13 protein-coding genes (1 of these 13 running past the window's edge) are annotated in these 14,207 nt (G+C 70.2%); 7 read left to right on the top strand and 6 right to left on the bottom strand.

Features of this window, described 5'->3' with window-relative positions:
* Window positions 1-10 precede the first annotated feature (10 nt).
* Window positions 11-1,699, bottom strand: coding sequence for an arginine--tRNA ligase (argS, locus tag RAB71_RS19550; protein ID WP_010342062.1), 1,689 nt, complete (start codon window positions 1,697-1,699; stop codon window positions 11-13).
* 207 nt (window positions 1,700-1,906) lie between these two features.
* Complete coding sequence (radC, locus tag RAB71_RS19545) at window positions 1,907-2,581, bottom strand: DNA repair protein RadC (protein WP_010342061.1); 675 nt, start codon at window positions 2,579-2,581, stop codon at window positions 1,907-1,909.
* Window positions 2,582-2,677: 96 nt separating this feature from the next.
* Between radC and coaBC the strand changes: the two genes are divergently transcribed.
* From coaBC to RAB71_RS19530, 3 genes are read left to right on the top strand one after another with little or no spacing between them, the layout of a single operon-like run.
* On the top strand, window positions 2,678-3,955 hold the full coding sequence (coaBC, locus tag RAB71_RS19540) for a bifunctional phosphopantothenoylcysteine decarboxylase/phosphopantothenate--cysteine ligase CoaBC (protein ID WP_175300583.1): 1,278 nt from the start codon (window positions 2,678-2,680) through the stop codon (window positions 3,953-3,955).
* Window positions 3,952-4,422, top strand: a complete 471-nt coding sequence (dut, locus tag RAB71_RS19535) for a dUTP diphosphatase (RefSeq protein ID WP_010342059.1) — start codon at window positions 3,952-3,954, stop codon at window positions 4,420-4,422. The genes coaBC and dut overlap by 4 nt, the downstream gene beginning before the upstream one ends.
* A gap of 15 nt (window positions 4,423-4,437) precedes the next feature.
* The gene (locus RAB71_RS19530) at window positions 4,438-6,774 is read left to right on the top strand and encodes a phosphomannomutase/phosphoglucomutase (protein WP_010342058.1); all 2,337 of its coding nucleotides are present in this window, start codon (window positions 4,438-4,440) and stop codon (window positions 6,772-6,774) included.
* A gap of 48 nt (window positions 6,775-6,822) precedes the next feature.
* Here the strand turns inward: RAB71_RS19530 and RAB71_RS19525 are convergent, their stop codons facing one another.
* Window positions 6,823-7,494: a hypothetical protein gene (locus tag RAB71_RS19525; protein ID WP_010342057.1), complete on the bottom strand. Its 672-nt coding sequence runs from the start codon at window positions 7,492-7,494 to the stop codon at window positions 6,823-6,825.
* An 18-nt stretch (window positions 7,495-7,512) separates the two neighbouring features.
* A complete protein-coding gene (gene pyrE, locus RAB71_RS19520; protein ID WP_010342056.1) occupies window positions 7,513-8,172 on the bottom strand; it encodes an orotate phosphoribosyltransferase in 660 nt (219 codons plus the stop codon).
* A 130-nt stretch (window positions 8,173-8,302) separates the two neighbouring features.
* On the opposite strand from pyrE, the gene RAB71_RS19515 reads away from it, so the two are divergent.
* The 3 genes from RAB71_RS19515 to RAB71_RS19505 all read left to right on the top strand — a co-directional run bounded on the left by RAB71_RS19515 (window position 8,303) and on the right by RAB71_RS19505 (window position 10,712).
* Window positions 8,303-9,103, top strand: a complete 801-nt coding sequence (locus RAB71_RS19515) for an exodeoxyribonuclease III (protein WP_010342055.1) — start codon at window positions 8,303-8,305, stop codon at window positions 9,101-9,103.
* Entirely contained in the window at window positions 9,100-10,419 is a 1,320-nt protein-coding gene (locus RAB71_RS19510) for an MFS transporter (RefSeq protein ID WP_010342054.1), read from the top strand. The genes RAB71_RS19515 and RAB71_RS19510 overlap by 4 nt, the downstream gene beginning before the upstream one ends.
* Before the next feature lie 65 nt (window positions 10,420-10,484).
* On the top strand, window positions 10,485-10,712 hold the full coding sequence (locus tag RAB71_RS19505; protein ID WP_010342053.1) for a hypothetical protein: 228 nt from the start codon (window positions 10,485-10,487) through the stop codon (window positions 10,710-10,712).
* 15 nt (window positions 10,713-10,727) lie between these two features.
* Here RAB71_RS19505 and RAB71_RS19500 read toward each other — a convergent pair whose 3' ends face one another.
* Both RAB71_RS19500 and RAB71_RS19495 read right to left on the bottom strand, forming a co-directional pair.
* A complete protein-coding gene (locus tag RAB71_RS19500; protein WP_029561964.1) occupies window positions 10,728-11,858 on the bottom strand; it encodes an anhydro-N-acetylmuramic acid kinase in 1,131 nt (376 codons plus the stop codon).
* Window positions 11,859-11,947: 89 nt separating this feature from the next.
* Entirely contained in the window at window positions 11,948-13,402 is a 1,455-nt protein-coding gene (locus tag RAB71_RS19495) for a M23 family metallopeptidase (RefSeq protein ID WP_010342051.1), read from the bottom strand.
* A gap of 168 nt (window positions 13,403-13,570) precedes the next feature.
* Here RAB71_RS19495 and tyrS point away from each other — a divergent pair, with 168 nt between their 5' ends.
* Window positions 13,571-14,207 carry the 5' portion of a tyrosine--tRNA ligase gene (gene tyrS, locus RAB71_RS19490; RefSeq protein ID WP_010342050.1) on the top strand. The gene runs 575 nt beyond the window's last position, so the window shows 637 of its 1,212 coding nt (coding positions 1-637); the start codon lies at window positions 13,571-13,573; its stop codon lies beyond the right edge, outside the window.

Raw genomic sequence — 14,207 nt, 5'->3', positions numbered from 1 at the left:
GCTTCTCCACTCACATTTTTTCCGGGGCCGAGACGCCCAGGAGATTCAGACCGTTCGCCAGTACCTGCTGCGCCGCCACCGCCAGGGTCAGCTTGGCGTTGCGTTCGCCGGCGTCGTCCACCAGCACCGGGGTGCCGTGGTACCAGGTGTGGAAGGCCGTGGCCAGTTCGCGCAGGTATTGCGCGATCAGGTGCGGTTCCAGCGCATGCCCCGCATTCTCCACCACTTCCGGGTAGCGCGAGAGTTCCTGCATCAGTTCCAGCGAGGTCGCGTCGTTCAGCCGATTCAGTTGCGCCTGGCCGTCGGCTTGGTCGTAGTCCAGCTTTTTCTCCTGCGCCTGGCGCAGCAGGCTGCACACGCGGGCATGCGCGTACTGCACGTAGAACACCGGGTTGTCGTTGCTCTGCTGGCGCGCCAGGTCGATGTCGAAGGTGAGCTGGGAATCGGGCTTGCGCGCGATCAGGAACCAGCGCGTGGCATCGCGGCCGGCTTCCTCGATCAGGTCGCGCAGGGTCAGGTAGCTGCCGGCGCGCTTGGACAGCTTCACTTCCTCGCCGCCGCGCATCACCGTGACCATCTGGTGCAGCACGTATTCCGGCCAGCCCTTGGGGATGCCCAGGTCCATCGCCTGCAGGCCGGCGCGCACGCGCGCCAGCGAGCCGTGGTGGTCGGCGCCCAGTTCGGTGATGGCGCGCACGTAGCCGCGCTGCCACTTGCTCAGGTGGTAGGCCACGTCCGGCACGAAATAGGTATACGTGCCGTCGGACTTGCGCATCACGCGGTCCTTGTCGTCGCCGAAATCGGTGGATTTCAGCCACAGCGCGCCACCGTCCTCGTAGGTGTGGCCGGAGGCGACCAGCTTCTGCACCGCTTCCTCGACCTTGCCGTCGCGGTACAGCGAGCTTTCCAGGAAGTAGATGTCGAAATCCACGCCGAACGCGGCCAGGTCGTGGTTCTGCTCGTTGCGCAGATAGGCCACGGCGAAGCGGCGGATCGCGTCCAGGTCCTGCGGGTCCTTGGCGCCGGTGACCACGTGGCCCTCCAGGTCGACTGCAGCGCCGGCCATGTAGGCCTCGGCCACGTCCTGGATGTAGTCGCCGCGGTAGCCTTCTTCCGGCCAGTCCGGGCTGTCCGGGGTCTTGCCCAGGGCGCGCGCCTGCACCGAGCGCGCCAGGTTCTCGATCTGGTTGCCGCCGTCGTTGTAGTAGAACTCGCGCTTGGCATTCCAGCCGTTGGCCTCGAGCAGGCGCGCCAGGCAGTCGCCGATGGCCGCGGCGCGGCCGTGGCCGACGTGCAGCGGCCCGGTCGGGTTGGCCGAGACGTACTCCACGCCCACGGTGCGGCCGTTGCCGACCAGGCTGCGGCCGTAGTCCTCGCCCTGCTTGAGCACCGCCAGCACCTCGCGCTGGTAGGCGCCGGGGCCGAGGTGGAAATTGATGAAGCCAGGGCCGGCGATCTCGACCTTGCTGACATCGTCGTTTGCCGGCAGCGCGTCCACCAGTTGCTGGGCGAGGGCGCGCGGATTGGTGCGCGCGGCCTTGGCCAGCAGCATTGCCGCGTTGGTGGCGAAGTCGCCGTGCTCGCGGGTCTTGGGGCGCTCGACCACGAAGTCCGGCGGCAGGGTGTCGGCCGGCAGGGTGCCATTGGCGCGCAAGGCTTCGATGCCTTGACCGATCAGGGCGCGGAGTTGGGATTTCACGAGATCTCTGCTTGAAGCGCGGAACCGGCGATTTTACCCGACCCGCCGCCTCCCGGCCCGTCCCGGGTTCAGCCCGACCTCAGCCGTGGCGCCGTGACGCCGTGACCGGGCGCAGGCCTGCGCCTGGGCCCGCCGCGGCCCGCCGGCCGGGTGTCTGCTTTGTGCGGCACGCGCGCCACCCCGGCACCGCCCGCCACGCACATCGGTTCAGGCCCAGCCGCGCGAGGCCATCGAGACCGGGACGCCGTCGCCGACGATGAAGTGGTCGAGCAGGCGCACGTCGATCAGGTCCAGCGCCTGTTTCAGCCGGTCGGTGACGGCGCGGTCGGCGGGCGAGGGTTCCGGGTTCCCGGACGGGTGGTTGTGGCCGATGATCACCGCGGCGGCATTGAGCGTGAGCGCACGCCGGACCACTTCGCGCGGATGCACCTCGGCGCCGTCCACGGTGCCCTGGAACAGCTCCTCGAAGGCCAGCCAGCGGTGCCGGGTGTCCAGGAACAAGGCGGCGAAAACCTCGTACGGCCGCGCCCGCAGGCGTTGCGCGAAGTAGCGGCCGGCGGTGACCGGGTTGCTGAGGGTGTCGCCGCGCTGCAGTTCCGCGGCCAGGTGGCGCTGGCCCAGTTCCAGCGCCGCCGACAGCTGGCAGGCCCGCGCCGGCCCCAGCCCGGGCAGGCGCACCAGGTCGCCGGGCGACCGGTCCAGCAGCGTGCGCAACGGCCCGTGCCGATGCAGCAGGTCGCGCGAGGTGCGTACCGCGTCGCTGCCGGGCAGGCCGGAGCCGAGAAAGATCGCCAGCAGTTCGGCGTCGGAAAGGGCCCGGGGACCGCGCGCCAGCAGCTTTTCCCGGGGACGTTCTTCGCAGGGCCAGTCGGAGATGTGCATATCGCCAGGGTGCCGGCCGACATGGCGCAACGGTATCAGGCCGCCAAAAGCCATCGGGTAAGCTAATCGTCCTTGTATGGGTAGGACATTCCCGACGTGACCGCGATTTTCGAGAGGCCCCTGCCGGGGCGACGTGTGCTGTTGTGCGTCGGCGGGGGAATCGCCGCCTACAAGGCGCTGGAACTGGTGCGGCGGCTGCGCGATGCCGGCGCCGAGGTCCAGGTGGCGATGACCGCCGGCGCGCAGCAGTTCGTCACCCCGCTGAGCTTCCAGGCGCTGTCCGGCCATCTCACCCGCACCACGTTGTGGGACAGCGGCGCGGAACAGGCGATGGGCCATCTGGAACTGGCCCGCTGGGCCGAACACATCGTGGTGGCGCCGGCCACCGCCGACCTGCTGGCGCGCCTGGCGCACGGGCTGGCCGACGACCTGGTCGGCACGCTGTGCCTGGCCAGCACCGCCCCGCTGACCGTGTGTCCGGCGATGAACCACCGCATGTGGCTGCACCCGGCCACCCAGGCCAACATCGCCACCCTGCGCCAGCGCGGCGCACAGGTGGTCGGCCCCAACGACGGCCCGCTGGCCGAAGGCGAGTCCGGCCCCGGCCGCCTGGCCGAGCCCGGGCAGATCGTCGCGGCGCTCGCCGGGCGCACCGACCAGGGCGCCGCGTCGGCCACGCCGGCCGCCACCACCGCCGTCCCGTCGCGTTCCGGCACCGGCGCCACCGGCGCCTTACGCTGCCTGCGCCTGCTGATCAGCGCCGGTCCCACCTACGAAGACCTGGATCCGGTGCGCTACCTGGGCAATCGCAGCAGCGGCAAGATGGGCTACGCGCTGGCCGCGGCCGCGGCCCGGCAGGGCGCCGAGGTGGTGCTGGTCAGCGGTCCGGTGCATTTGTCTACGCCCGATGGCGTGCAGCGCATCGACGTGCGCTCGGCCGCGCAGATGCGCGAGGCGGTGCTGGGCGCACTGCCGGCGGACATCTACATCGGCACTGCCGCGGTCGCCGATTACACGCCAAAACACGTGGCGGCGCAGAAGATCAAGAAGAGCGGCGAGACCCTGACCCTGGAGCTGACCCGGACCCCGGACATCCTGGCCGAGGTCGCCGCGCAGACCCAGGCGCTGAAGCTGGTGGTCGGTTTCGCCGCCGAGACCCACGACATCGAGCGCTATGCCCGTGGCAAACTCGCCGACAAGCACCTGGACCTGATCGTGGCCAACCGGGTGGGGGTGGCCGGCAACGGCTTCGAGAGCGACCAGAACGCGGCCACCGCCTATTGGCAGGACGGCGAACGCGACTTCCCGGCGGTCTCCAAGACGCAGCTGGCCGAACAACTGCTGGACCTGATCGCGCAGAGGCTGCACGCATGAGCACTCCCACGCCCCATCCGCTGCAGGTGAAGCTGCTGGATCCGCGCTTCGGCGACAGCTGGCCGCTGCCCGACTACGCCACCGAAGCCAGCGCCGGGCTCGACCTGCGCGCGGCCACCGAGGCGCCGCTGACCCTGGCCCCGGGCGACACCGCGCTGATCCCCAGCGGCCTGTCCATCTACATCGCCGATCCGCAGCTGTGCGCGGTGGTGCTGCCGCGTTCGGGCCTGGGCCACCGCCACGGCATCGTGCTCGGCAACGGCACCGGCCTGATCGATGCCGACTACCAGGGACCGCTGCTGATCAGCGTCTGGAACCGCGGCCGAGAGGACTTCACCATCGCCCCCGGCGACCGCATCGCGCAACTGGTGGTGATGCCGGTCGTGCGTGTTGCCCTGCAGGTGGTGGATACTTTCGCCGACAGCGCCAGGGGAACGGGTGGATTCGGCCATACCGGAGTGCGCTGACAGGGGATCGTCTGCATGAGCGAGGCAACACAAGCGCGGCCGGTGCCGCAGGGTTTGCGCAAGGTGGCGCCTCTGCTGACGGTGCTGCTGGTGCTGATGGTCGTCTGGTTCGGCTGGAGCGGGGTCGAGCAATGGCGCGCCGAACAGGCCGCCACCACCCTGGAGCAGGCGCGCGATGCCGCGGTGACGCAGACCCAGCAGGCGCTGGCGGGCGTGGGCAAACGCCTGTCCGAGCGCCTGCAGCAGCCGGCCGTGCAGGCGGCCCTGAGCCGCGGCGACGCCGCGGCCGCGGCCCAGGCGCTGCGCGCGGACTGGGCGCAGGCCGAGGACGCGCAGGTACTGCCGGCCGACCTGGAGCCGGGCTATACCGATGCGGCGCGCTTCGGCTACGGCCGCCTGGCGCTGCTGGAAAAGACCCTGCTGAGCGACAAGATCGCCAGTGCGGTGATTCGCGACGGCGGCGGCCCGCGGCTCGGGCTGGCCGCGCCGGTATCGCTGGGCGGCACCCCCGCGGTGGTCTACCTGCGCCTGCCGCTGGCGCTGTTGACCGACCCGGTCGCGCAGGCGCCGGTGCCGGGCAGCGGCTATCTGGCGCTGCGCCAGGGCAACTACGACGTGATTGCCGCCGGCAACAATGCGCTGCACGACCGTGCCGACGCGCTGTCGCGCCCGGTCGGCGACAGCGGCCTGCGCATGGTCGCCTCGCTGCCGGATAGCGAAGCCGGTCCGCTGGGGCTGGGGGCGATGCCCTGCCTGCTGGTTGCCGGCCTCTGCCTGGTGCTGGGCGCACTGCTATTGCTGGCCGCGCGCGGGCGCCTGCCGCAGCCGCGGGTACGCCGCGCCGACGCCGCGGCCACCGAAGAACACACCCTGCAGCAGAGCCTGCAGCGTCAGGAGCCGCCCCCGCCGCCGCCCTCGGCCGCCGAGGAGGCCGCGCCGGCCAAGCCGGTGCCGGCGTTAGCAGTGGCGCCGGAGATCTTCCGCGCCTACGACATCCGCGGCGTGGTCGGCCGCGACCTCAGCCCGCAGGTCGCGGCGCTGATCGGCCAGGCGATCGGCGCGGTGATGCAGGAGCAGGGACTCAACGAGGTGGTGGTCGGCCGCGATGGCCGCCTGTCCGGGCCGGAACTGTCGGCCGCGCTGATCGAAGGCCTGCGCCGCGCCGGTTGCCATGTCACCGACATCGGCCTGGCGCCGACCCCGGTGGTCTACTTCGCCGCCTATCACCTGCGCGCCGGTAGCTGCGTGGCGGTGACCGGCAGCCACAACCCGGCCGACTACAACGGCTTCAAGATCGTGGTCGGCGGCGAGACGCTGTCCGGCGCGGCCATCGCCGATCTGTACGCGCGGATCAGCGCCGGCCGCCTGCCCACGGCCGAGGAGCCGGGCCGGCTGCAACAGCGCGACGTCGGCGACGACTACATCCAGCGCATCGCCGACGACGTGCAACTGGACCGCCCGCTCAAGGTCGTGGCCGATGCCGGCAACGGCGTCGGCGGCGAACTGGCACCGCGGCTGCTGGAAGCGATCGGCGCCGAGGTGGTGCCGTTGTACTGCGACGTCGACGGTACCTTCCCCAACCACCATCCCGACCCCAGCGAGCCGCACAACCTCGAGGATCTGGTGCAGACGGTGCGGCGCTTCGACGCCGACCTGGGCGTGGCCTTCGACGGCGACGCCGACCGCCTCGGCGTGGTCACCAAGGAAGGCACGGTGATCTACCCGGACCGCCTGCTGATGCTGTTCGCCGCCGACGTGCTGCAACGCAACCCCGGCGCGCTGGTGATCTACGACGTCAAGTGCACCGGCAAGCTGTCCGACTATGTGCTGCGCAACGGCGGCAGCCCGCTGGTATGGAAGACCGGGCATTCGCTGATCAAGGCGAAGATGCGCGAGACCGACGCCGAACTGGCCGGCGAGATGAGCGGCCATTTCTTCTTCAAGGAGCGCTGGTACGGCTTCGACGACGGCCTGTACGCAGCTGCGCGATTGCTGGAGATCCTGGCTCAGCGCGAGGAATCGCCGTCGGAGGTGCTGGCCGAACTGCCCGACAGCGTGGCCACGCCGGAGATCAAGCTGCCGGTGGACGGGCAGGATGCGCACGCGCTGGTCGCCGACCTGGTCGCCCAGGCGCAGCAGGAGGGCTCGCCGTTCGCTGGCGCGCGGCTGCTGACCATCGACGGCCTGCGCGTCGACTTCCCGGATGGCTGGGGGCTGGTGCGCGCGTCCAACACCACGCCGGTGCTGGTGCTGCGCTTCGAGGCCGACAACGCGGCGGCGCTGGAGCGGATCAAGGCGCTGTTCCGCGCCCAGGTGCAGGCAGTGCTGCCGGGCGTGGCGCCGACCTTCTGAGCCAGCGGTACGCGCCCGGCACGGTCGGGCGCCGAGCCACGCTGCGGCTCAGCCGCCGGCGGTGGTCGCGGTCGCTGCCGGGCCGCCGCCGCGGGCCGCCCGATAACGCTGCAGCACGTCCTCGATTTCCTGGTCCAGGCCGAGCCGCTGCTGTTCGAAGTTCTTCTGCATGCGCAGCTGCCACAGCAGGGCACGGTGCCGTTGCTGCACGTCGTCGGCGATCTTGGCGGGCACGCTCTGCCCGGCCAGTTCGCGCGCGCCGGCGCCGGACAGCAGGCCGATCAGACCCTGGCGCAGGCTGGCGACGTTGTAGCGGGCGGTGTTGATGTTGTTGTCGACGATGCCGATGCGCTCGGCGAACACCCGGCGCAGTTCGTCCTCGGTCTGGTACGACAGCAGCATCGCCTGGTCGGTGCGCTTGCGCGTCTCCAACGCGGCCTGGTCGGCGCGCTGCTGCGCGGCATCGGCCGCGGCCGCGGCGCGTTCGTCGGCGTTGAGCGCACGCCCGACCTCGGCGCTGCGCATGCCGCTGGTGGCGTTGAACTCGTCGCGCGCCTGGTTCACCGCTTCCGGCGGCAGCGCATCGCTGCAGGTGCGTTGGCCGCCCTGGTTCCAGCAATACAGTTTCTTGGACGGTGCCGACGCCTGTTGCGCGGCGGCCGGCAAGGCCAGCAGCGCCAACACGGCCGGCAGGACGCGGTTGCGTGGTCGGATCGGCATCGTGGCAGCCCCCTGCTGTCAGCCAGACGAAGCGCAACCGTAGCGGGCCCGGTAGGCCAGCAGCGGTTCGCGGAAGCCGACAAGGTCTGCGTTTCCGTCGATGAATGCAAGCAGGTCGCCCAGATGCGCGACCGACACCACAGGAACGCCGGCTTCGGCGGCCACCGCCTGCGCCGCCGAGCGGCGGTCGTCCTCGGCGGCGATCTCCTGGCGGTCCAGCGCGACCAGGATCGCGGCCGGCTTGCCACCGGCGGCACGGATGATGCCCAGCGCCTCGCGGATCGCGGTGCCGGCGGTGATCACATCGTCCACGATCAGCACCCGGCGGCCGGCCAGCGGCGCGCCGATCAGGCTGCCGCCTTCGCCATGCGCCTTGGCTTCCTTGCGGTTGAACGCCAGCGGCAGGTCGCGCCCGCGCCGCGCGTATTCGCAGGCCACCGCCGTCGCCAGCGGGATGCCCTTGTAGGCCGGGCCGAACAGCAGGTCGAAGTCGAGCCCGGCCGCGTCGGCCGCATCGGCGTAGCACGCCGCCAGCCGCGCCATGCTGGCGCCGGAGTCGAAGCGCCCGGCGTTGAAGAAATAAGGGCTGAGGCGCCCGGACTTCAGCGTGAACTCGCCGAAGCGCAGCGCCTCCGCGTCCAGGGCCAGTTGCAGGAAACGTTGCCGGTAGTCGGTCATTGGGGGGCCGGGATTCGGGATTAGAGATTGGGGATTCGTAAAAGCGTACCCCATGCGCGGACGCTGCACGGGCGTGACCGGCTATGCTTTCACAAATCCCGTCATCCCCAATCCCGAATCCCGGCTCCTCATGCGCATCATCAGCTTCAACGCCAACGGCCTGCGGTCGGCCGCCACCAAGGGCTTTTTCGAGTGGTTCGCCACCCAGCAGGCGGATGTGCTGTGCGTGCAGGAGACCAAGGCGCAGGAGCATCAACTGGCCGGACCGGCGTTCCTGCCGGACGGCTACCGGGTCTGGTTCCGCGACGCCAGCACCAAGAAGGGCTACAGCGGCGTGGCCATCTACAGCAAGCGTGAACCCGACGAGGTGCGCACCGCGCTGGGCTGGCCGGAGTTCGACGAGGAAGGCCGCTACATCGAGGCCCGCTTCGGCAACCTGAGCGTGGTGTCCTTCTACATTCCCTCCGGTTCCTCAGGCGAGCTGCGCCAAGGCTACAAGTTCCAGGTCATGGACTGGCTGCGGCCGATCCTGGTGGAGTGGCTGCACAGCGGCCGCGACTACGTGCTGTGCGGCGACTGGAACATCGTGCGCTCGGCGCTGGACATCAAGAACTGGAAGTCGAACCAGAAGAACTCCGGCTGCCTGCCGGCCGAGCGTGACTGGCTCAACGGCCTGTGCGCCGACCGTGCCGACGAGGCCGACCCGGCCAGCGGCCGCGGCTGGGTGGATGCCTACCGCGCGCTGCATCCGGACGGCCAGGACTACACCTGGTGGAGCAACCGCGGCGCGGCGCGCGCCAACGACGTCGGTTGGCGCATCGACTACCAGTTCGTCACCCCGACCCTGCGCGAGCGCCTGCAAGGCTGTTCCATCTATACCGCGCAGCGCTTCTCCGACCATGCGCCGTTCACGGTGGACTACCGCGAATGAGCGGCGGCACCTCCGCGGCGCCGGTGTCCTACAAGGGCTGGGCCGGGATCAAGCGCGCCTTCGCCACGCCGTCGGCGGCGACGATGGCGCTGCTGGGCTTCGGCAGCGGCCTGCCGTTCCTGCTGATCGCCTCGCAGACCCTGTCCACGCGCCTGCGCGACGTCGGCCTGGACCTGGGCAGCATCGGCCTGATCAGCCTGGCCAGCTTCTTCTACCTGCTCAAGTTCCTGTGGGCGCCGCTGCTGGACCGCTATCGCTTCCCGCTGTTCGGCTTCCTTGGCCGGCGCCGTTCCTGGCTGCTGGTCGCGCAGCTCGGCGTGGCCATCGGCCTGGTGGCGCTGGCCTTCACCCGCCCGGAATTGAGCGTGGGCGCGCTGGTGCTGTGGGTGCTGATCGCCTCCTTCGCCGGCGCCACCCAGGATTCGGTGGTGGATGCCTATCGCATCGAGATCGCGCCGTCCTCGGCGCAGGCCGCACTCGCTGCGACCTACACCTTCGGCTACCGCATCGGCCTGATCCTGTCCGGCGCCGGTGCGCTGTATCTGGCGCAGTTCGGCAACTGGACCTTGGCCTATCTGGTCATGGCCGGGCTGATGCTGCTGCCGATCGTGACCACCCTGGTGTGCCGCGAACCGGAGGTGCCGGCCTCGACGGTGGTGCGCAGGATCGACGTGGTCGGTGCGTTCTGGCAGCCGATCTCCAGTTTCTTCTCCAGCAACGGCATGGCGCTGGGCCTGGCCCTGCTGCTGTTCGTCGGCCTGTTCAAGTTTCCCGACCAGGTGATCGGGGTCATGTCCGGCCCGTTCTACCTGGACTCGGGCTTCGACAAGGCCGACATCGCCACCGTCTCCAAGCTGTTCGGGGTCTGGATGGGGATTGCCGGCGCCTTCGCCGGCGGCCTGGCGGTGGCGGCCTTCGGCTTCCGACGCATGCTGCTCGTCGCCGCGCTGGGCGTGGCGCTGTCCAACCTGGCGTTCCTGCTGATGGCGCACAACCCTGGCCAACTCTGGTCGTTCTACGCCGCGCTCAGCGCCGACAACCTGTTCCAGGGCTTCGCCGGCACCGTGCTGGTCGCCTTCATGTCCTCGCTGACCGACCGCAACTTCACCGCCACCCAGTACGCGCTGCTGGTGTCGCTGGCCAACCTGCCGGGCAAGTTCGTCGGCGGCGTCTCCGGCTACATCGTCGAAGCCACCTCCTACAGCACCTTCTTCGTGCTCAGCGCCTTCACCGTGATCCCGACCCTGTTGCTGCTGGCCTGGCTGTGGCCGCGGATCCGCGAACAGACGCCACAGGCGGCCGCCTCCAGCGATTGAAAGGCGGTCCCCGGGCAGGGATGATGGGCAGCGGCGCATGCGTGCGCCGCCGTCCGGGAGTCCGCATGAGCGACCTTGTGTTGCGCGATATCGACCCGTTCCTGCTCGAACGCATCCGCCGCATCGCCGTCGCGCGCGGCTGGACCCAGCGCCAGGCGGTGCTGGCGCTGATCGAGCAGGGCCTGTTCTCCAGCGAGTACGACGTACGCAGCGGGTTCGAGCACCGCGAAGTGGATGCGCTGTCGGAGGCAATCGCGGCCTTGCGCGCGCTGCCCGCCGGCAGCGGTTTCTGAATCCCGACGCCTCGCTTACGCGGGGTGGATCGCGCCGAGGATGCGCGGCCCGCGCGCGCCGCTGACCGACGGCAGGTTGCCCGGCAGCCCGGCCAGGGTCTGTCGCGCCAGCCAGGCGAAGCCCATCGCCTCGATGTAGTCCGGGTCCAGGCCCTGCGCCTGGGTCGACTGCACCTGCACCCCCGGCAACCGCGCCTGCAGCCGCGCCAGCAGCAGCGGGTTGTGCACGCCGCCGCCGCACACCAGCAACTGCCGGGTCGCCGGTTGCTGCGCCAGCAAGGCGTCGGCGACGGTGGCCGCGGTCAGTTCCAGCAGCGTTGCCTGCACGCTGGCCGGCGCGGGTGCCGGGGTGTCCAGGCAGGCCTCCAGCCAGCGCAGGTGGAACTGCTCGCGCCCGGTGCTCTTGGGCGGCGGCAGCGCGAACCACGGATCGGCCAGCAGGCGCTGCAGCAGGTTGGCGTCGACCGCGCCGCTGGCGGCGAAGGCGCCGCCGGCATCGTAGGGCTGGCCGCGATGGCGCTGGCACCAGGCATCGAGCAGCGCGTTGGCCGGGCCGGTGTCGAAACCGCGCACGGCACCGTGCGCCGGCAGCAGGGTCAGGTTGCCAATGCCGCCGAGGTTGAGCACCGCCCGGTCCTCGTGCGCCGCGCCCAGCATCGCCGCGTGGAAGGCCGGCATCAGCGGCGCGCCGTGGCCGCCGGCGGCGACGTCGCGGCGGCGGAAATCGCAGACCGTGGCGATGCCGGTCAGTTCGGCGATGCGGTTGCCGTCGCCGAGCTGCCAAGTGAAGGCCGGGTTCGCCAGCGGGCGATGGCGCACGGTCTGCCCGTGCGACCCGATCGCGCGCACCGCGGCCGGCGCCACCCCGGCGTCGTCGAGCAGGCGCAGCGCCGCCTCGGCGAAGGCGATCGCGACCTCGGCATCGAGTTGCCCCAGCGCGTCCAGCGAGGCGATGTCGCCGCCTTCGCCCAGCGCGATCAGCGCCGCGCGCTGCTGCGGTGCCCAGACATAGGTGCGGCCCAGTTGCAGCTGCGGGTTGCCGTCGTGGCCGAAGCGCACCAGCGCGGCATCGATGCCGTCGGCGCTGGTGCCGGACATCAGGCCCAGGAACAGGGCGTCGTCGGGAACGGCGGAAGGCGAGGACATGCTAGGCACCAGGCGGCGGTCGGCGCCGCAGCGTGTGCCAGGCGCCGCCGCCCGTCAATGCGCGGCGCGGCGGAAGCGGACGCCAGTGCTCAGCCGGCGTCGTGCGAGGCGGCGGCCTTGGACGAGGCGACGACCTTCTTCTTCTTCGCCCCCGGCTCGTCGGCATCGGCGTAGATCAGCTTCTCCACGCGCTGGATGCGCGCCAGCGCCGGCGAGGTCTGCGCGCGGAACGCGGCCAGTTCAGCCCCGGCCAGCGGGGTCGGCGGCGGCATCGTCACCGAGGCCGGATTGCGCTGCACGCCGTCCACGCGGAATTCGTAGTGCAGGTGCGGACCGGTGGCCATGCCGGTCATGCCGACATAGCCGATCACCGTGCCCTGGTTGATGCGCTGGCCGGCCTTGATCCCGCCGAAGCGCGACATGTGCCCGTACAGCGTGCTGTAGCCCTTGCCGTGATCCAGGATGACGACGTTGCCGTAGCCGCGCTGGGTGCCGACGAACTGCACCCGCGCATCGCCGGCGGCCATGATCGGGGTGCCGGTCGGCGCCGCATAGTCGATGCCCTTGTGCATGCGCATGGTGCCCAGCACCGGGTGCTTGCGCGCGCCGAAGGTGGAGCTGATGCGGCTGTAGGACACCGGCATGCGGATGAAGCTCTTCTTCAGCGGCCGCCCGGTCACGTCGAAGTACTCGGCCGGCTTGCCGCCGCGCTCGAAGCGGAAGCCGCTGTAGGTCTTGCCGCGGGTGGTGAAGGTCGCCGCCAGGATCTTGCTGGTGTCGATGCGCTCGCCTTCGCGCCAGGTCTCGTCCATGACCACGCTGAAGCGGTCGCCCGGCTGCAGGTCCTTGTCGAAGTCGATGTCGTACTTGAAGATCTCGTCGGTCATCGTCGCGATCGCCGACGGCGACAGCCCGGCCTTGCGTGCGGCCACGTACAGCGAGCTGGTGATCTCGCCGCTGGTGACCACGGTGCGCGTGCTGGTCTCGCGCTCGATCACCTTCTCCTTGATGTCGTCGCCCAACAGCGACAGCTCCACCCGGTGGGTGGCATCGCGGTCGAAGCGCAGGGCGCGCAGGTCGCCGGTCGTCGCCAGGTCGAAGCCGATTTCCGCGCCCGGGCGCAGCTTGGTCAGCGCGTCGTGGGTGCCCGGATGGTCCAGCACCCGCTGCATCACCGTGGCGGGGATGCCGAGCTTCTCGAACACCGAGCCCAGGGTCTGCCCAGACTCGATCCGCACCACCTGCCAGTTGTCGGTGATCGCCGCCTGCTGTTGCTGCGCCAGCGAGATCGGCGGCAACGGCAGCGCCAGCGTCGCCTGCGTGGTCTGCAGCGGCACGTCGATGGCGTTGGAGAAGCCCGGGACGATGGTGGCGACCATCGCACCGATGGTGGCGAACAGGCTGGCGTGGATCCAGTGGCGGCGCGTCCAGCGGCCGGCGGGAAGGTGTTCCTTCAACTTGCGATGCAGCGCAGTGTCGTGGAGAACGTGAAGGCGTTGCTGGAACCGCTGCCGGCGCGCGCGTTCCTGATCACTGTTGGGCATCAAGGCTTCCTCACGAGCCCGAAGCGCGAGCTCAAAACTCGGCTACCATAAACATCGTTCCACAGCGCGTCAAACCATTGAGCCGGCTCGAATTTTCACCTGGCTGCACGGTTAACTCGCTCTTAACGCCATTCACGTTTGTTGACGCCATTCGCCGGAGTTCCTGTTTTGTCCACGATCGAAGAGTCCCTTGCCCTGATCGGCCGCGGTGCCGACGAAATCCTCAAGCGTGAAGAACTGGAGGCCCGCCTGCGCAGCGGCCGCCCGCTGCGGATCAAGGCCGGCTTCGATCCCACCGCGCCGGACCTGCACATCGGTCACACCGTGCTGTTGAACAAGATGCGCCAGTTCCAGGACCTGGGGCACCAGGTGATCTTCCTGATCGGCGACTTCACCGGCATGATCGGCGACCCGACCGGCAAGAACGTCACCCGCAAGCCGCTGACCCGCGAGGACGTGCTGGCCAACGCCCGCACCTACGAGGAGCAGGTGTTCAAGGTGCTGGACCGGGAGCGCACCGAAGTGCGCTTCAACTCCGAATGGTTCGGGCAGATGAGCGCGGCCGACATGATCCGCCTGGCCGGCCAGCACACTGTCGCGCGCATGCTCGAGCGCGACGACTTCGCCAAGCGTTACGCGGCGCAGCAGTCCATCGCCATCCACGAGTTCCTGTACCCGCTGGTGCAGGGCTACGACTCGGTGGCGCTGAAGGCCGACGTTGAACTGGGCGGCACCGACCAGAAGTTCAACCTGCTGATGGGCCGCGGCTTGCAGGAGCACTACGGGCAGCCTGCGCAGATCGTGC

Origin of the sequence: Xanthomonas sacchari, assembly GCF_040529065.1 — a bacterium.
Taxonomy (GTDB): Bacteria; Pseudomonadota; Gammaproteobacteria; order Xanthomonadales; family Xanthomonadaceae; genus Xanthomonas_A; species Xanthomonas_A sacchari.
This window is presented reverse-complemented; position numbering and strand designations above follow the sequence as displayed.